This window comes from Paenibacillus sp. PsM32 (genome assembly GCF_030433815.1).
Taxonomy (GTDB): domain Bacteria; phylum Bacillota; class Bacilli; order Paenibacillales; family Paenibacillaceae; genus Saccharibacillus; species Saccharibacillus kyungheensis.
In genome coordinates, this window is sequence record NZ_JARUWY010000003.1 from 257,925 (window position 1) to 277,580 (window position 19,656).

At 39.3% G+C, this 19,656-nt stretch carries 15 protein-coding genes; 3 read left to right on the forward strand and 12 right to left on the reverse strand.

Annotated features, from left to right (window positions below):
* Positions 1 to 145: 145 nt before the first annotated feature.
* From QCD85_RS09025 to QCD85_RS09040, 4 genes are all read right to left on the reverse strand, one after another.
* Complete coding sequence (locus QCD85_RS09025) at positions 146 to 1,237, reverse strand: YhgE/Pip domain-containing protein (protein ID WP_301262375.1); 1,092 nt, start codon at positions 1,235 to 1,237, stop codon at positions 146 to 148.
* Positions 1,238 to 1,335: 98 nt separating this feature from the next.
* Positions 1,336 to 1,767: a MarR family winged helix-turn-helix transcriptional regulator gene (locus QCD85_RS09030; RefSeq protein ID WP_301262376.1), complete on the reverse strand. Its 432-nt coding sequence runs from the start codon at positions 1,765 to 1,767 to the stop codon at positions 1,336 to 1,338.
* 88 nt (positions 1,768 to 1,855) lie between these two features.
* Positions 1,856 to 2,107 (reverse strand): YolD-like family protein, encoded by a 252-nt coding sequence (locus QCD85_RS09035; RefSeq protein ID WP_204824052.1) that lies wholly within the window; start codon positions 2,105 to 2,107, stop codon positions 1,856 to 1,858.
* 182 nt (positions 2,108 to 2,289) lie between these two features.
* Positions 2,290 to 4,248, reverse strand: coding sequence for a glycoside hydrolase family 127 protein (locus QCD85_RS09040; RefSeq protein WP_301262377.1), 1,959 nt, complete (start codon positions 4,246 to 4,248; stop codon positions 2,290 to 2,292).
* Between the two features lie 203 nt (positions 4,249 to 4,451).
* Between QCD85_RS09040 and QCD85_RS09045 the strand changes: the two genes are divergently transcribed.
* Positions 4,452 to 5,783 (forward strand): MATE family efflux transporter, encoded by a 1,332-nt coding sequence (locus QCD85_RS09045; RefSeq protein WP_301262378.1) that lies wholly within the window; start codon positions 4,452 to 4,454, stop codon positions 5,781 to 5,783.
* Positions 5,784 to 5,895: 112 nt separating this feature from the next.
* Here the strand turns inward: QCD85_RS09045 and QCD85_RS09050 are convergent, their stop codons facing one another.
* Positions 5,896 to 6,660 carry an SDR family NAD(P)-dependent oxidoreductase gene (locus QCD85_RS09050; RefSeq protein WP_301262379.1) on the reverse strand — a complete coding sequence of 255 codons (765 nt, stop codon included), beginning with the start codon at positions 6,658 to 6,660 and terminating at the stop codon, positions 5,896 to 5,898.
* A gap of 206 nt (positions 6,661 to 6,866) precedes the next feature.
* Between QCD85_RS09050 and QCD85_RS09055 the strand changes: the two genes are divergently transcribed.
* Complete coding sequence (locus QCD85_RS09055) at positions 6,867 to 8,534, forward strand: GGDEF domain-containing phosphodiesterase (protein WP_273612445.1); 1,668 nt, start codon at positions 6,867 to 6,869, stop codon at positions 8,532 to 8,534.
* A 116-nt stretch (positions 8,535 to 8,650) separates the two neighbouring features.
* Here the strand turns inward: QCD85_RS09055 and QCD85_RS09060 are convergent, their stop codons facing one another.
* The 7 genes from QCD85_RS09060 to QCD85_RS09090 all read right to left on the reverse strand — a co-directional run bounded on the left by QCD85_RS09060 (position 8,651) and on the right by QCD85_RS09090 (position 18,477).
* Positions 8,651 to 10,783, reverse strand: a complete 2,133-nt coding sequence (locus tag QCD85_RS09060; RefSeq protein WP_301262496.1) for a glycoside hydrolase family 6 protein — start codon at positions 10,781 to 10,783, stop codon at positions 8,651 to 8,653.
* A 466-nt stretch (positions 10,784 to 11,249) separates the two neighbouring features.
* Positions 11,250 to 12,212, reverse strand: coding sequence for a hypothetical protein (locus QCD85_RS09065; protein WP_274172850.1), 963 nt, complete (start codon positions 12,210 to 12,212; stop codon positions 11,250 to 11,252).
* 368 nt (positions 12,213 to 12,580) lie between these two features.
* The gene (locus QCD85_RS09070; RefSeq protein ID WP_301262380.1) at positions 12,581 to 14,611 is read right to left on the reverse strand and encodes a Na+/H+ antiporter; all 2,031 of its coding nucleotides are present in this window, start codon (positions 14,609 to 14,611) and stop codon (positions 12,581 to 12,583) included.
* A gap of 193 nt (positions 14,612 to 14,804) precedes the next feature.
* Positions 14,805 to 15,716 (reverse strand): ABC transporter permease, encoded by a 912-nt coding sequence (locus tag QCD85_RS09075; RefSeq protein ID WP_273612448.1) that lies wholly within the window; start codon positions 15,714 to 15,716, stop codon positions 14,805 to 14,807.
* 33 nt (positions 15,717 to 15,749) lie between these two features.
* Positions 15,750 to 16,679 carry an ABC transporter permease gene (locus QCD85_RS09080; RefSeq protein WP_301262381.1) on the reverse strand — a complete coding sequence of 310 codons (930 nt, stop codon included), beginning with the start codon at positions 16,677 to 16,679 and terminating at the stop codon, positions 15,750 to 15,752.
* 11 nt (positions 16,680 to 16,690) lie between these two features.
* The gene (locus QCD85_RS09085; protein WP_367317638.1) at positions 16,691 to 17,452 is read right to left on the reverse strand and encodes an ABC transporter substrate-binding protein; all 762 of its coding nucleotides are present in this window, start codon (positions 17,450 to 17,452) and stop codon (positions 16,691 to 16,693) included.
* A 149-nt stretch (positions 17,453 to 17,601) separates the two neighbouring features.
* A complete protein-coding gene (locus QCD85_RS09090) occupies positions 17,602 to 18,477 on the reverse strand; it encodes a LysR family transcriptional regulator (protein ID WP_107935737.1) in 876 nt (291 codons plus the stop codon).
* A 148-nt stretch (positions 18,478 to 18,625) separates the two neighbouring features.
* On the opposite strand from QCD85_RS09090, the gene QCD85_RS09095 reads away from it, so the two are divergent.
* On the forward strand, positions 18,626 to 19,648 hold the full coding sequence (locus QCD85_RS09095) for a YeiH family protein (protein WP_017815737.1): 1,023 nt from the start codon (positions 18,626 to 18,628) through the stop codon (positions 19,646 to 19,648).
* Positions 19,649 to 19,656: the final 8 nt, after the last annotated feature.

Here is a 19,656-nt window from a genome sequence, read left to right on the forward strand (position 1 = left end):
ACAGATCATTGATACGCAAAAATCTTATTCAGTGCGCCGTAACATTTGGCAATATAAATGCTTTTTTTGGATAAAATCATAGAGCATTCCTGCAAAGCAACTATCTGACCAAATGTCTTGCTGTAGACTTGCCTTCCCCTTCAGCTTAGTGGCTACCTGCCGGATGACTTATAGGGCTTGGAGCTGGCTTGACCAGCGCTGTACGAATCCATGTGATTCCAAAAGTAACAATAGCAATCCATAGTAAGTGAATCACAAATGAGGAAACAGAAGCCCCACTATAAATTAACCTTAAATAGCCCTGTATAGCATTCGGAGCTGGTAAAAAATATCCTATATTTCGGTATAAAGGAGATAACATAGCAGCAGGGATAATATTTCCGGCTGTCATCAACTGAAGCGGGATCAGCGCCACATTGAATAATGGAGCGACATTGCCGAATAAAGCGAATGCCATCTGTGTAACAGCAATACAGGAAATATAGACCAACAGATGAAAACTCCACATTTGCCAGAACGAAGCAACCGTATCTGCAAATAGCGATGCTACTGTAGTAATCACGAATGAAGCGACTACAGAGATCACAAGCAGTAATATCTGTCTGCCCCAAAAGATCTGCCACTTACTATGATCACGCTTTAACATCATAGATGCAATATTTAATTGGATATTCATGGTCATTACACCAACATATGTGACGAAACCTAAAATCATCGGTAACATCGAAATTGCAAAATTTGAAATATCATGTGTTTTGACAATATTAGTGGTGACGATTTCTTGATGAACATCTGCAAAAGCATGTTCTCCAATCGTAGAGGAAATTTGCGTAGCAGAACTTTGAACGATCGATTTGGCAATATCGGAATTACCTTGATTGATATAATAATTCATTTGAGTCGTTCCGTTCGATGCGACATCTTCTGTAAAATGAGCCGGAATCGAAATGATCATTGTTAGATCACCATTGTCCATCTGTTGCTGTGCTGTAGTTAATGAATCATAAGATTGGGTCTGATAGGGAACACCTGTAGTGATCGCTTGAGCAATGCGTTCGCCTTGTTGTCCATCTTCATTAACAATTCCAACAACCAGTTGATCTACTCGTTCGGTGGCTCCATGATATCCAGTCATCCAAAATAATAAAAATACCAAAGGTACAAAAATAGAAAACACAATCCCTACTTTGGTCTGTGTAATCCCTAAAAAATCTTTAAACGTTTTGAATACAGTCATTTGTTTTCCTCCAACTATCTTTTCTCTTTTTTTAAATACATGCATAGGATATAAATGGTTGTGCATGTATTGGGTTAAAAAATATCCAGCTGACAAAATCAGCGGGATAAATGTTCAAACGTCTGATTGATCATCGCAATAAATTGCTTGGTTTGTTCCGGCGTGAACAATGCGTTAATCTCATCATCCACTTCTTGCATAATCGGCTTGGTCTGCTGAATTAATTCGTGTCCTTTTGTTGTTAAATGTAGCAATACTGCCCGGCGATCTGAAGGATCAACCGTACGTGTGAGCAATTTTTTATTTTCCAGACGATCCAATGTTTTGCCGATACTGGTCTGGTCTTTGGAATTTAACTCTGCTAATGCTTTCTGTGAGATACCATCATGACTGACCAGATTATTAAGTACACCAAATTGCTCTGGAGTAATATCATAATCAAGTAATAAATGAGATACTTTTTTCTTATAGGATAAATAGGTTCGAGATAATAACAATCCTAAAGGGTTCTGCTCTTGATTAAATGGCATGATTATCCTCCTAAAAAAATACTAGCATAGCCGACTATCGACTATGCTAGTATATTCTGGTTATGAAGGATTTGTCAAAGGTATTTATTTAATCTCTTGGATAGTTCACACCCATGATATCCATAAATTTCACTTTGTTTACTTCTTCTTCATATTGTACATGTACTCGACCTGTACGTGGATCCATATTTACAATCTGACCGCGTACAGGTTCTTCTGCACCCCACACTGTCAGCAAAATTTCCGATTTCTCTTGATAGGCTTCAGTAAGTTGATTACCAATTTCTTCTAGTGCAAATTCATCCCGTGTTGGACGTTTTGCTACCTTTGCTTTAGCCAAAATAAACCCCCCTTTACACTTCTCTATTCTATTTTACATTTAACTTGATATCGATACAATAGTTTACACTAAAAAATAAGCACAAACGTTCGCTTTTTTTGATAATTTGACATTTTTTCATCTAATTTTCTGCAAAATAAAGAGGCACGACATTAATATATCGTACCTCTTGGGTTATGTGGTTAGTTTTTACGAATCCAGACAGCCATATCGCCTTCACCACGATTCGCCCAGAGAAAGTAAGGAATCGCTGTAAAAGGCTGTTCCTGAATGGTAGGAGGACTGTCTTGGTACAAATGGTCATCCCAATCACTGGTCAGCTCACGAGTCGCTGTACCTTCGATCACCACAGCTCCACCTAATAATTCAGCATCAAATCGTGTTGTTAATGATTGCGCTGGATCAATGGATAGTGCAGAGATTAATTCTCCATTATCTGCTTGCTCCAGACAGTAGACCAGTGGCCCATGTTGTAAAGCGATTTTGCCAGAAGCAGCGCGCAATCTAGGATGGCTATGAATCACTTGCACATGCATATCCATATTCCACTCTACACGATCATCTACCGACCATTCTCGCTGAATATAGATATATCCATCCTGTACAAGTGATTGATATTCAATAGATTCACCGTTGAGCGTTAGCGAAGCTTTTTTGCACCATCCCGGTAAACGTAAAGCCAATGCAAAAGATTGTGGTTGTTCCAATTGGAATGAAAAGCGTGTTGCCCCATTCCATGGATATCCACTTTCTTGCTGGATCACAACCGATTGCTCACCAACTGTTAAATCTGCTTCGCCACCAATATAAAGATGTGTATAGATCGTATCTTGATTGGTGCTGTAAATGTATTGTCCTAATGAACTTACAAGACGTGCAATATTAGGAGGACAGCAAGAGCAACCGAACCATTTCTGACGAACAGGCTTCACATGATGCTTACCGGGGTTATGATGACAAGCAGACGGCCATACTTCCAATGGATTCACATAGAAATAATGTTTACCATCCTGCGCCATTCCACCTATGACTGTATTATAAAGCGCACGCTCTAACACATCAGCATACTCGCCTTTGGCTTCAATCTGCAACATCCGATGTGCGAAAAAGACCATTCCTACCGCAGCACAAGTCTCCGAATATCCACTATCATTAGGCAGATCATAATCGATCGTGAATGCTTCACCATGATGGGTAGAACCGATCCCTCCAGTCACATACATTTGCTTGTGTACCATGTTGTTCCATAAAGTCTGACATGCTTGATAAAGACGGGTATCTCCTGTTAGTCCAGCAAGATCAGCCATCGCTGTGTACATATAGACCGCGCGAACAGCATGCCCTACTGCTTCTTTTTGCTCTCGTACCGGCACATGTGCCTGACTATATTGAAGATTGATGTCATTTGTTTTACCTACAAAAAAGTTAATCCGATCCCGTTGCTCCCATTCTTGTTCTAGAAAGTTAGGTTGTTGTCCACGCTCATTAATAAAAAATTGACTCAATTGCAAATACCGTTGTTCTCCTGTAAGACGGTACAATTTAACAAGCGCAAGTTCGATCTCTTGATGACCATCATATCCGCGTAATTGACCTTCACCTGTTCCAAATACAGTATCAATATAATCTGCTAGACGGCAGACCACATCCAGCAGTTTCTTTTTACCTGTTGCTTGATAATAAGCAACTCCTGCTTCAATCATATGCCCGGCGGTATATAGTTCATGACAATCGGCTAGATTGGTCCAGCGCTTATCCGGTTCTTTAATTGTAAAATATGTATTCAGATAGCCATCTTCACCCTGTGCTTCTGCAACAAGATCAATCACTTGATCGGTCAAGCGCTCTAACTCTACATCAGGATGAGTCATTAACGAATAGCCAACCGCTTCAATCCATTTCGCTACATCTGTATCTTGAAAAACAAAGCCGTTAAATTGCCCTTCTTTGCGACCAGCAGCAATTTCAAAATTCTGAATAGCATAACTAGGTTCAGCATCAGCAATACGGTCATGCAACGCATCATACTGATAAGGAATCACTACCTGACGCACCAGATCATTGTATTTTGTCCAAAATTCATCTACGATACGAACTTCTTTAGGTGTAACCGTATTCAGCACTTTATTTACAGTAGACATTAAGTATTCTCTCCTTTAGATAGGTTCTATTGGATATGATTTCACTTTAAAATGAGTACGCTTTCAAAATAATTGTTTATGTTATCATTAATTAATATCACATTTGTTAACGATATACAATCATTTCATCTATAAATTAGATCACTACATAGAGTTATAGTTTAATCGTAGTTATTTCGATTAATTTATGGTATAACAAAAGTATGAAACCATTACAATCTTCTACTCCATTACATTATCGTAGTTATCTTGCTTTGAGTATTCCTTTAATTATTTCTACAGTTACTACTCCTTTACTTGGTGCTGTAGATACCGCTGTTGTTGGTCATTTATCAAGTAGTATTTACATAGGTGGCGTTGCGATTGGTACCCTTATTTTTAATACGTTATACTGGCTATTTGGCTTTCTGAGAGTAAGTACTTCTGGATTTGCAGCCCAAGCCAAAGGAGCCGGACAATTAGAACGGGGCTTTTCTGAACTGGTACGCCCTACTATTATTGCGATTCTGATTGGCTTCTTTTTTGTGGCGTTGCAGTATCCTATTTTGCAAGGAGTGCTGGCATGGATCAGACCGGGTGCTGATATTCGTGAGCAAGCTTCTATTTATTTTCATATTCGTATCTGGGGCGCTCCGGTTACATTGCTTAATTATGTTATTCTAGGTTGGCTTATTGGTATGGCACATGTAAGACAGACTTTGTTTTTGCAGATCGGTATTAATGTGCTTAATATGATTCTGGCGATTGTATTTGTACATGTATTTCACTGGCAAGTCGCAGGTGTAGCTTCTGCTACATTGATTGCAGAGATAGCGGGTCTGGTATTCGGAATTGTATTGATCTGGCGCTCGCCTTATTTTAAATGGGGATCGATCTCTCAAGCAGGCGTGTTTCATCGCGAAGCATTGCGCCGTATGATTAGTGTAAATAGTGATCTATTTATCCGTACAATCTGCTTATTGGCTATGTTCAATATATTTACAGCGAATAGTACTTCGTTTGGACCCGAAATGCTGGCAGCTAATGCGATCTTATTGCAAGTCCATTATATTATGGCTTACTTCTTCGATGGCTTTGCCAATGCCAGTAGTATCTACGCTGGACAAGCTGGAGGTTCTCGTAATCCACTGCTGTTACGGCAGACTATTCGGTGGTCATGGTACAGCTCATTTCTGCCCGCTGTACTCATTATGCTACTTTACTGGATATTCCATGAACCGTTATTAGGATTATTTACAGATTCAGCGGCTACGATTGCACTTGCGAATGAATATAGCTTCTGGTTATTATTATTTCCTTTAGTTACAGGTGCAGGTCTGGTATTCTATGGTTTATTTACAGGGCTATCTGTAACAGCTCCTATTCGCAACTCGATGATCATTTCGTTTGTATTGTTTCTAGTAGTTCTCTGGATAGCTGTACCGGTATATGGTAATCATGGATTATGGCTAGCCTTTATCGCATTCGGTCTGGGACGAAGTGTATTTTTATTAATCCGTCTGCCTCGATTACTGCAAGCTATTCCTGATCACTAATCTATCTTTTTGTAAAAGAAATGCACAATAACATAGCAAAAATAGGCACCTTATAAATAGGGTGCCTATTTTTATACAAATATGGTACATTATATATGTTATTAACGGACTTTTAAAATTCTTGCTGTGTCGGACGAATCAACACTTCATTAATAGCCACATGTTTGGGACGAGTCACCACATATTCAATAGCATCTGCAATATCTTGTGCTTCTAGTGGTGTAATATTACCAAATAGTTTGCCCATATCTTCCATTACTTCAGAACGTACATGAGAAGACAACTCGGTCTGTACTACACCTGGCTCGATCAATCCTACACGCACACCGCGACCTGTTACTTCTTGACGTAACGCTTCACTAAATGCAACGACTCCAAATTTGGTCATATTGTATACAGCAGAACCTGCACCAGCACGACGACCTGCAACCGAACTAATATTGATCAAGTCAGCGACCTGACGATCAGATTGCTCTGCGGCTTTGAGTAAATGTGGTAAAGCAACATGAGAGATATGCAGTAATCCATTCACATTAATAGATACCATGCGTTCCCATTCTTCAGCAGGAGCATTCTCTGCTGGCCCCAATAACATCACACCTGCATTATTGACTACAATATCAAGACGGTTATATTTACTGATTGTTTGTTCAATCGCTTTTTGAGCTTGGGCTTGATCTGTAATATCTGCTTCAATAACAAAAGCGGAACCGCCTTGTTCGCTAATTTCTGTAGCCAATTGATCCAGACGATCTTTACGACGTGCTACCACGACTACAGTTGCTCCTTGTGCAGCTAGAGATTTAGCTGTTGCTTCCCCTATTCCGCTACTTGCGCCTGTAACCAATGCTACTGTTCCTTGTAGTTTTTGTGCCATGTATAACACTCCTTTATGCAGATTAAAATACACATATCTATAGTAATATACCCCTATTCAGAAGAACACAATCAAATTTGGAACAATTCATTTAAAAAAAGAAGTTAACATTTTCTTCATATCTGCTCTATACATACCGATTAAACCTAGTATATATTAAAAATAATTTTAAGATTATGATCAGTATGGTAAAGGAGTGGACCTAAATGAATAGCGAAGATTCACTGATTCATCCGCTTCTTAAGTTAGCTTTTGATGCTATGGAAGATCTAGTGTATATTATGGCTGTCCAAAATCGACAATTTGTATATTGTTATGTTAATCGAAAAGCAGAATTGTTCAGTGGAATCTCGAAAAAGGATATCGGAAAAAACTTTTTCGATCTTTATAGTGAACGCAATCAGTATGAAATGGCTCAGTATTTGCATAACAAATATTCTAAAGTACTGGTACAAGCGCAAAGTGTACGTTTTGATGAAGGTCATTTGTTACCTACAGGAACGTTAAGCGGAGATAGCATTATCTCGCCTATTTTCAATGAGAATCAGACGATCACTCATCTAGTCTGTATTACACGAAGCTATGAAGAACGCCATCAATACAAAGAAAAAATGCAGTATTATGCTTTCCATGATGAATTGACTCAATTATTAAATCGACGTTTTTTGTATGAGTTTGTTACTCACCCTGCGTATTTATTTATGTTTGATATAGATAATCTCAAATATGTAAATGATACACTTGGCATGGAAAGCGGCGATGCTCTATTGGTGGAAGTGGCAGGTCGGCTTAAACGTAATTTCAGTTCGGAATATATCAGTATTCGTCTTAGCGGTGATGAGTTTATACTGGTGTCTAATCGTCAACAAGAACATCCTGAACAGATGGCTCAGATTATTATTTCTTTAATGAATGAACCGTTCACTTTTAACAATCGTCAGATCAAAATCAATGTAAGTGTAGGTATTGCTTATTTCTCAGAAGATATCAATATTTCTATTGCGTTACGACGTGCAGATATTGCGCTTTTTCATGCCAAAACAAGCGGTCGTAATAAACATCATTTATTCTGTGAAAAAACGCAATATGAACAGGTTGTTCGCTTCAATTATGAATTAGCATTGAATAGTTGTCTGGAAAAAGAAGAATTACAACTGTTGTATCAGCCGATTTATGGGAACAAACAAAAACAAGTGGTAGCTGTAGAAGCATTACTACGTTGGAAAAAAGATCATAAATATATGGTCTCGCCTGCTGACTTTATCCCAATAGCAGAACAAACAGGTCTGATTATTCCTATAGGCGAATGGGTGATTCGTCAGGCTTGTCATGACCTTGCTATCGTGCAAGCCAAGTATGGACAACAGACTAAGATTGCGATTAACATTTCTAGAATCCAGTTAAGTGAGCCTGATTTTATAGATCGTATTAATCAGATTCTGCAAGAAGAACAAGTTGATCCTCAGTATATTGATCTTGAAATTACAGAAAGTGTGGCTATGATTGATACTGTTAGTGAATGCTCTTCTCTACTTCAATTACGTGAGCAAGGATATACGATTTCGATAGATGATTTTGGTACAGGTTATTCTTCATTAAGCACATTAACCCGCCTGCCGGTCGATAATATCAAAATAGATCGTTCTTTTGTAGCTCAGATGAATCCTCCTGTATTAAAAGCATTGCTCGCAATGGCAGAAGCTTTGGAGTTGCATGTGGTTGCTGAAGGTATTGAAGAAGAAGATCAATGGAGAAAGTTGTTAGAGTTAGGTTGTAACGATTTTCAAGGATATTGGATCAGTTATCCGATGCCACTTGAGAACCTGCCAGATCTCCCTCAATTTCTGTCGTCTGTACCGACCGATTATGTATAACAATTAGAATGCTTCTATATATGCGTAAACAAAAGACCTTATCCATTATAGGAGTAAGGTCTTTTGCTATTGATTATCCTGTTAATTCAAGCATGATCGGGAGTGAGTACGATTGATTATTGTGCTACTCCCCATGCTAATGTACCGCCTTTGTATAGTGTTACTTTGTTCCAATCAGCATATGCTGTTTTGGTAGCATCGAATGAATAATCGTTGCTTTCATCCATTGGAGACCAATCATTTTTAGCCATACGAAGCTGGATATCTCCTGTTTGCGCTCCTGGTTGAAGGGCTCTAGCTCCAGAAGTGAATCCGACTTCGACATAATTAGGGGTAAATGTAGTCGTTACATTACTTTGACCCACTTGCGCCCAATCGACCCAGGCTGTCATATCAGCCGATCCATCTTTGGAGAAATAGTAGCGCAATTTGAGATCGCTAAGATTGACAGCAGCCGTACCATTGTTTTTGATATTAAAATAAGGTTTGATCTGGCTATCATTAACATTGGTATCTCCTGCACGATATTGTACGACTAGATCACCGACAGGTGTAGGTGTTGGCGTAGTTGGATCTGTAGGAGTCGGTGGTGTAGTGGTCGTAGCTTGTGGCTTAGCACTCACTACAGTCGAATTCACACTCGAACCTACTGTGTTATTTGCAGTGATAGCATAGTAATACGTTGTGCCATTGGTTACGGCTTTGTCTGTGTATAATGTGGTTGTAACATTAGCCCCTACAGTTGTAAAAGCACCTGTAGCGCTGGTTGCTCTTTTGACAGTATAACTTGTTGCTCCTGTGACAGAAGACCAGTTTAATTTGACCTGACTATCTGCAGCAGTTGCTTTGACACCTGTTGGTGCCGTTGGCGCAGTTACAGGAGGAGTTGTAGGCGTTGTAGTAGAACCACCTACAGCTGGATAAGCATTGTTGATCAACATAACGAATTGATCATGGAACCATGCACCAGAGATTGGAGCGTTAGGCAAAGCCCCTGTTAACACGCCATCTGCTGTAGTAAAGGTAGGATCACACATGCGGTCAAATCCTTTACCTTCATTGTTCGGAATTAGTGAGCTAGAACCATCCGATTCTCCTGGAGGTTTCACCCATACATAAGCATCCAAATGAGCGCCCGGAGCTGAAGTTGGAGCTACCCCAAGACCTGCTCCACTTGCATTACACCAGTTCCCACGATGATCGCGGCGGTCGACACGTCCAGAGTTGACGTACGTATTGATATCATTTCCGATCGCGGCTGTTGGGCGATTAGGCCCCCCCCATCCGTTACGTCCAGTATCAATCAAGAATCCAATACTACTTGGCCAGCCGGCAGCGACAAAACCGTTATACAAAGCGCCTGTAAAGTCGGTCTCATCAAAGTATGGATTCCATTCGTAGAATTTAGCCGATTTGATCGGTTGTCCACCGACATTCAGATCAGGATTCGGCAGATTAGGCTCATTAAGCGGTGTAGTATTCGCTGTATTGGTAACAAAGCCATCTACACTTGCCAGACCTGCTGTAGTACTTTGAACGACTTTGGTATACAAAGAGATAGTTGCTGTACGGTTGTTATCCCAACCCAACCAGCCAGAGTGACCGATATCTAGATAGTTGTATACATTTGGAATCGCATGAAGTTTGTTTAATGCGTATTTAACGCCTGCTTCATAGATACCTGTCGAGCTTGCTTGAGCACAACGTGCATCATTTAAGTTGGTTACCAGATTCGGCAAGCTGTCCGGTTCAATTACATTGACGATACGAATATCTTGATATTTAGGATTAGCGAAAATATCAGCAATCACATCAATATATTCAGTTTTGTATCGTTCTAAGCCTGCCGGTGTTAAAGGCAGTTCACCATTGGATGCTAAAGCATGGCAATCGCGTCCAGGAAGATCATAGATAACAAAGCTTGCTGTGATTGGTGTATTTCCTTTTTTCTGTGCTAACGCAGCATCCAGATGACCTTCCAAGCTAAGACGACCTGCATTGTTCGCACCACCGCCTATCGCGTCAATCCGATCTAACCAGACCGATGTAGGATAGGATTTTATGGTTTCCATTTTTGCTTTGAGTGAAGCATCACTTACTTTCGCAATTGAGGCATTAACTTCTTTGGCATAATCAGGATTCACATACGCAGTCGCGCCAACAAACGGATTATCGACATGAGCTTCGGCATAAGCAGCCGGTGTAGAAAGGATAGGTAAAAGACTTCCAGTTAATAGTGAAACGGCCATCGTGTATTTCAATGTTTGCCAGATACTTTTTTTGGATTTCAAAAAATTCACCTTTCTTTCTTAAGTAATTTGGTTGGATAGTGTTTACCCATTTCAAAAGTAAGCGTTATCTTTTTTCTGGATTAGCTTGCTTGTTCCCCTTCTGAATCACCTCCTCAGGGCTGATTATACTTAAAGTTTTTACTGGTGTAAATTGGTAATTATGGATTTTAATTGTTTATAATTTCAAAATTGTTAACGTTTTCATCGGTTTTTTTATATATCATAATGACACTTATAAATGCTTATGCGGAATAAGTTATATCCCTTTAGAATAGACTTACTTTTCTACTTCCTAATTACCATATAATTCCATTAATAAATATATACTCTATCAGCACAAAAAAAGTGCTTTTCCTACCCTCAGGCAAGAAAAGCACTTCATTTTATTTTAACATATAGACTCTATTTTAGAATCAAAAGTATGTTATTGAGCGTTGATTGACCAGTTCGATACTGTTAATTTACCGTTACCACTCATTACATCTGTACCGAATTTCACGCCACTTACATAATCAAAAGATTTCAATTCATTACGATCTAGCAAGTTTTTGATAAAATCAGAAATGTTTAAGTCCACGCTATCTGCATTTTCTGTTCTAACAAATGTGTACACATTGCCATCCATCGTATTAAAGTTGGATTGACCTTCCATATCGCTATTCATACCTTTGCGGTATACATCCCAATTAGCGCCATCTAGACTCACTGTACCTAGAGATTCACCCCATGTTGCTGTCGTTGTAGTCATATCTTCATTGGTAGTTGCGGTAGAATCGTTTTTGTTTTCCATGACTGTAGAAGCATTTTGTGAAGTAGACGTTACTAATTTTACAATCGCAGATGGTTTAGATTCTGCTCCAGCCCATTGTGTATTATGAATAAATACAGTGTAACCAGTGCTGTAATCCCCTGTTGCGTTTTCTGTAGAATAACTTACAGAAGTATCAATGTCTTTCATTTGACTTTGACGAGAGCTAGAGCTTGAACTATTGTTGTTACGTCTGTTTTCATTATCTTTATAAATTTGTACAGGGAAATTACCTGCGTTCTCATAACCCGGTGTCCAATTCCAACCATAAGAGATCGCTGGTGAATATTGTGTACCTGTCATATCTTTGGCATAAGCCCAGTTATAACCGAAAGAGGAATTGGTATCATAGAAAATCGATTGTGCAGAATCTTGATTCTCACCTGTCATTGTATCTTTAGTCGTATTCATACCCGCCCAACCCGTATTAGCTAAGTATCCGTTGCTTCCCAAACTATAACTGTCATTCATGTTAGAAGACTCTGCTGCTGAAGCGGCACCTGGTAAAAGCAAAGACGCGCTAATTGCAAATGTAGCTAAAGCAAAAATAGGTTTTTTAAAAGTCGTTGATTTTTTCATGATGTTACCTCCAGTAGGATAATAGTTAGTAATAAATGAGGAACACAATCGATTGACATAGGTGTAGAAAGAACGATCCACTTTTTAACTGTGCACAAAATAAGCACAGTATAGTCCATAGTAGAACAATTGCTGCTCTCATTCTCTCTATTTTCAAATGAATAGGTCGTTTATCCCCAAGCATAACGTTAAATATCATTAGATCATGCTTCGGGATAAACGTTTCATTTGTATTAATCTTCTGTAATGTAGAAGATGTATCTATCGACTACTTCCTACTCATAACTTACCCAACCCTGGATTAAGATAACCGAATTTGATAACCATTTATTGTAAAATTTTTGTTTTGTCTTAAATTTGACATATTTTCAATTTTCCATCAGTATCCATTTCTCTAAATCTTGAACAAAATGGCGCATTTTACGAGCATGTTGACGATCAATTTCTCCACTCTCATACAGCTCTTGTACTTTATCGCGCTGATTCTGGATAGCCGTTGTAATCAGATCAAGCTTTCCTTTATCCAGTGTAATATCGGGTAACGCCTGCCCTGTCTGATATTGAATAGCATGGATCACTTTCTCATAGCGGGCGATAATTTTATTTGAAGCTAGTTGATTGCTTGGATTGATATGTTTTTGAATAGATTCTATCGCAGCAATCGATGTATGCAATTTTAACTTTTTCAGCATATGCGTTCGCGCGGCTTCGTCTTGAGGTTCGAGTGATTCAGAATGTTCTACATTGTTCAGTGGGATCATGCCTTTCCACTTGTCCAGACATTCTACAATCCCTGTATCTGATCGATCTCGAAGTACCGTTTCCAGACGATCTAATCGATATTCAAAAGTCATAGCCATCTCTGCTGTAATCTCACCACGATCACGTAATCGTCTTACTTCGGTTCGTTCTGCATGAATACCGTGCAGATAAATTTCCATCTCCTGCGGTCCCATACCGTTGATCTCCATAATACGCTTTTGGAACGCATCGCTTTTAGACATATATCCTTTGACTTCAGCGATTAAGTTACGGGCGGCTTCCTGATTGGAATCATTCATATTCGAATGAACCGATTGTACAGCCGCTTCTAGAATTTTTAGACGAATATCTTTTTCTGATTTTTTCTTTTTATCTGCCAGTGTGACGACAGGTTCAGGATCAGAAGATAATAATGGCAAGAAGATACTCGCTAATATAAGACTAAGCAAAATAACACCTGCTGCAATAAATAAGATCAATTCCCGTTCAGGAAATGCTGTTCCATCATTAAGCACATAGGGAATAGAGAAAGCAGCAGCTAATGTTAATGCTCCGCGAACTCCAGATAAAGAAGTTAACAATATTCCTCTCAGACTAGGTCGATTCGATTCAGAAGGTGTCTGTAACAAATAACGAACACTCCAGAAAGCATAAATCCAGATAAAGCGCAGTACATATAGAAGTAACGTAATAAGTACTACATAACCTAGTACACGCCCATTGTTGAAATTAACATTTTGGAATATCGTACCCATCACTTCTGGAATCTGTACGCCCAGTATCATAAACACCAAGCCATTTAGCACAAATACAAGCACAGACCATGTACTGGTAGATACCAGTTGCATTTTGAGTTGTACCGATTCAGCACGATCCCGTTCCATTGCATGCACAATACCGCCAGCGACAACTGCCAAGATACCGGATACACCAATTTCTTCCGCCAGTAAGTAGATAACAAATGGAGTTAAGATTTGCCATAATACATGAACTGTAATATCTTCCATGCCCCAGCGTCGCAACCACACCTGACAACGAATAAGAATAAAAGACATCAATGCTCCAAGTGCCAGTCCACCAAGCGCTACAAGTATGAAGCTAAATGAAGCTTGCCATAATGAAAAAGTACCGGTGACAGTAGCAGCAACTGCAAATTTAAAAGCAACCAGACCAGAAGCATCATTAAGTAAAGATTCACCTTCTAATAAACGATGAATCGATTGTGGTAAATGTACACGCTTGGCAAGTGAACCTACCGCAACAGCATCTGTCGGCGACAAAATAGCCGCTAATGCAAAAGCCGCTGGTAAAGGAATACTTGGAATAAGACTATGAATCGCATAACCTGCAATCAACACCGTCGCAAATACAAGACCAAATGCTAGTGCGATAATCGGCACCCGCAGATTCCATAATTCATCTCTTGGTGTTCGTCGTCCATCGTTATATAGCAATGGTGCAATAAACAATACAAGAAATAGCTCAGGATCAAGAGGTAACTCTACGCCTACAATCGAGACGATAATCCCGAGTGCAATCTGGAATAAAGGTACTGGAACCAGCGGAACCAGACGATTCAAAATATTAGAAATACCAATCATTAAAAGTAGTACAAGTACAGCGATAAAGTACTCCATAGCCTTCCCCCTCTTTTTGCTCTATTTGATATGCAATAAATCTTGTCATTATTCCCCCTTACAGTCAAGAAAGAAACAATATTTTTGAACTCAAACAAACGTATACGCTACAACCGTATCCTTTGATGGACTTCGGTGTAGCGTATACGCTCTACTTTTGCATACTGCATAATTGCATAGACATAAGCATCGTCTAGGATTTTAGATAAGAGCTTTTGGGATCTAGTCGATCTCTAAGATCATCTCCTATAATATTGATCGCCAGTACAAATACAGTAATCGCTAGACCGGGGAATGTACAAATCCACCATGCGACCGTAAGATAACCTCTGCCTTGAGATAACAATGCACCCCAATCTGGAATCTCATGAATCACTCCTAATCCCAGAAAGCTAAGCCCTGCCCCTGTAAGAATCGATGTACCCAGACCTAGCGTAGCCATCACGAGAATCGGAGAGACTGCATTAGGCAGGATATGCTTCCAGACTATACGTAGACCCGAAGCACCTAGCGAACGAGAAGCTTCTACATAACCACGACTACGCAAACTTACCATTTGTCCACGTATAACGCGTGCATAACCCGGGATCGCTGATACTGAGATAGCGATAATAATATTGATAAGCCCGGGACCAAGTGCAGCAGCGATCGCTAATGCTAATAATACCCCCGGAATCGTCATCAGAATATCGATCAATCTCATAATCATCGTATCCAGTATGCCACCTCTATACCCTGCTAGCGTTCCTAGCAATACGCCTACAAGTACACCTATGACGACTGAACTGAATCCAATTAATAACGAATCCCGGGCACCATACACAACTAGACTGAATACATCTCTACCAAAATAATCTGTTCCAAACCAATTGATCATATTCGGTGCTTGTAAAATACGATCAGCTAGCATTTCTACAGGCGAGTATGGAGCGATCCACTGAGGTACAAGCGCGCACAATATGATAAATGCAATAATCAGTAATGCGCCATACCACATATAACGATTAGCAACTGCTTGCCATGACCACTTCTGGACGACATTAGATTGAGCTTGCTTTGCTTCCCAGTCTGCTGTTAATGTAGCGGATGGTGTGATCTGCTTCATCGATATCCTCCTTTCGATCTTATCTAAAATTAATTATGTGAGTGACCGCCGAATACGAGGATCAATATAGGTATACGAGATATCAACAAGTAGATTAATAACGACATAGAGAATAGCTGTAAAAAAGACAACCCCCTGTACTACCGGAATATCGCGCGCCATAATCGCATCAGCGAGAATACGCCCTATTCCTTGCCTTGAAAAAACAGTCTCAATAACTACCGTTCCTGCTAACATTTCTCCTATCTGCATACCGACTACAGTCACGACAGGAATTAAAGCATTGCGCAGTGCATGCTTATACAAAATGACATGACGAGAGATTCCTTTTGCCCGTAATGTAGTGATAAAAGGTTCACTTAGCACTTCTAACATACTATTGCGAACCATACGAATCACAAATCCTGCTCCAACGATTCCTAGCGTGATCGCCGGCAACACCAGAGTAGATATACCGTCAGAACCCATCGCCGGGAACCAGCCCAGTTGAATCGAAAAGATTAAGATTAGCAAAATCCCTGACCAGAATGTCGGCATCGAAATACCAAATAATCCTATAGTACGAGCCAGTATATCGATCCACTCATTACGATGAACAGCTGACAATATCCCGAGGATCACACCGATCAACACTGCTATACACGTACTCGCTAAAGTTAAGATCAATGTCGAAGGAAAATTCGCTATAATTTTGGGCAGTACTGGATCAGAATTGACCATAGATACACCAAAATCACCACGTAACATATCTGCTAGATAATGACCAAATTGAATATAAAACGGCTGATCTAATCCTAATTGGATACGTAAATTCTCTATCATTTCAGGAGTGGCATATGTTGGATCTATCATGGATAGAACAGGATCACCCGGTAACAGGTAAAAGATTGCAAATACCAGTGTTAATGATCCTAAAATAACCAGTAACGATGAAATCGTACGTGTAATGATCGTCTGTACCATGTATATCCTCCTTATCCTCCAATACGCACATCATTAAAGAGTGGATAGCCTAAATAATCAAATGAAATGCCCTGTACAGTCTGAGATGCCGCAACCGTATATGGGAAAATATAGACAGGAATAATCACAGCTAGTTCGTTAATACGTTGTTGTATGTTGTGATAGATGTTGGCACGTTGATCTTTATCTTTTTCAACAGCGCCTTGTTCTAACCATTGATCGATTTGTGGATCAGAAAGTCCTGGCAGTGTAGGGCGTGCAGATGGCTCAGCAGTATGATAGAAAGCCGATAATGCATTCGGATCAGAGTTCACCTGACTATTGCCATACAGATCATATTCCCCATTTTGATAGACAACAGTAGCAATATCTTTGGTGATATTGACTTGTACATCAATACCGACCGCTTTTAGTTGCTGTTGAATCATCGCTGCAATATCATTTCGCTTCTCCCGATTAGGAGAGCCGTCTACATATTTCAGGGTAAGACGTTGACCGTCTTTGACACGTATACCGTCTTGTCCTTTCACCCATCCCAGTTCATCGAGTAGATTATTGGCATGTGTCAGATCAGGTTGATTTGTATTTTCTAATGATTCATCATATCCCAAAATGCCTGGTGTTAGAGCAGACCATGCACGTTCATACGTCCCTAGATATAACGTTTTGACAATCGCATTGACATCAATAGCCGATTGGAGCGCTTGTCTTGCTTTGACATTATCCCATGGAGCATGACGCTCATTAAGGGGTAGCGTCAGGAAAATGCGGATTTACAACGCTAAGATCACTCCCAAGATTAATAACCCGATTTTAACAACGATACGTGGAGGATTGGTATTTATTTTATCTGACATTGGATGAACTTGTTCCACGTTGATAGGGCTTGCTTTTCACCTCGTTATTCACAATTGACTGGATTTCATTCTATAACTAAGGATTCAATAAATATCTCGATTGCTTTTGTATAAAATTCAACTCTTGGAGTTATAAGTGAAAAATTTCGTGAGATTGGAAACCCATTTATATCAAGTAACTTCACTTTACCAAGTTCTAGTTCGTTTTTTATTGACGCGTGTGAGAGTATAGAAATTCCTAGACCAGCTTCAATAGATTCCTTAATAACTTGCGTACTCCCAAATGTCATATACTTCTTCGGAGAAAACCCCAATTGTTTAAATCCCTTTTCTTGCATTTCTCTCGTTCCAGAACCTTCTTCACGAACTAACCAAGTCTCTAGGTTTAATAACAAGGGGTCTATTTCCTTTTGTTCTGCTAAATGGTGATTTGAAGGGACTGTAATTGATAACTCGTCAAGAGAAAATGGTATAACCTTTATATTTTCATTATTAGCCTCTCCTTCGATTATCCCAACATCTACCTCGTGTTTCTTTATTAAATCTATAATTTCATTAGAATTTTTTATAGTAATGATTGGATTTAATAATGGATAGGATTTAAGCAAACTGGCAATTTTATGAGGAAGAATGTATTCTCCGAAAGTATAACTTGCACCAATAGAAAGAGGACCACTTGCAGTATGTTTTAAATCATCAATGAGTCTTTCCATTCGAGTATAGAGACCTAAGATGTCCTTGGCGTGATGAAATACTATTTCTCCAGCCTTGCTAAGTCGAACATATTTGTTTGTCCTCTCTAACAATTTTATCCCCATGTTTTTTTCTAACGTTTGTATATAATTGCTGACTGCTGGTTGTGTCATATGGAGAAGTTCAGCTGCTCGAGTAAAGTTCTTTTGTTCTGCAACTGTAGTAAATACAAGTAAAGATTGATCCATTATGAGTCTTCCTCCTTAGAATAAAATGGGGTCTAAGAAACTTCAATGATAAGTAATTTTATATTACAGCTATAATTATAATCTATTTTACTTATTATCAAAACAAATATACTCTTAATACAAGGAAGCAAATATAGGAGTTGTTAAAATGAATACATCATTAGCAAAACATAAAAAATCATCCTCGAGAGGACTTTGGTTCGGTGGTGTTGGATTTACCTTTATTATTGCATTAGTTGGTTTTGGATTATCACAAATACCCGGGTTAGATCATGTTGGTCAGCTCGCCTGTGCAATCATCATTGCAGTAGTTTATCGACAAATTTGGGGATATCCTGAGAAATTCCGTACTGGAATCCAATTCTCTGCCAAAAGGTTGTTAAGGCTTGCTATTATCCTTTTTGGGTTAAAACTAAACATTGATGTTGTTTTTCATCAAGGGTTAGGTTTGCTTGCAAGAGATGTTGGAACCATCGTTTTTTCAATCCTTCTTACAATGTTGCTTGCAAAACTATTCAAAGCGAATTCTTCCTTATCCTTGTTATTAGGAATTGGAACAGGGGTGTGTGGCGCTGCTGCAATTGCAGCCGTTTCACCCATTTTGAAAGCAAAGGATGAAGATACTGCTATTGGGGCAGGTATAATTGCTTTAGTTGGTACCATTTTCGCCATAACATACACTATCTTACGTCCGTTTCTCCCTTTGACAGACCTTCAATACGGTGTTTGGTCAGGTGTAGGTCTACACGAAATTGCTCATGTTGCCTTAGCAGGAGCGCCTGCTGGTCCAGATGCACTTGCTATTGCTTTGTTAGCGAAACTAGGTCGTGTTTTCTTACTCGTTCCACTTAGTTTTATTCTTATGTACTGGATGAAACGAAAAAATAAAGTTGAATCAGATTCTGATGCTAAAATTGAATTTCCATGGTTTCTCATAGGTTTTATTATCATGAGCTTATTTGGAAGTTATGTCCTTGGTCATTTGATTACCGTCCCAACTAGTGTCATGAATAGCATCTCTTTCTTCACTTCCTTTATCCTAACTATGGCTATGATTGGATTAGGTTTAAATGTTAGTCTAAAAGACCTTAGAACGAAAGCGTTAAGACCACTTCTAGCAATGGCTATTACATCTGTTTTGTTATCTGTTATCACATACTTCACAATGTAATTAATTGT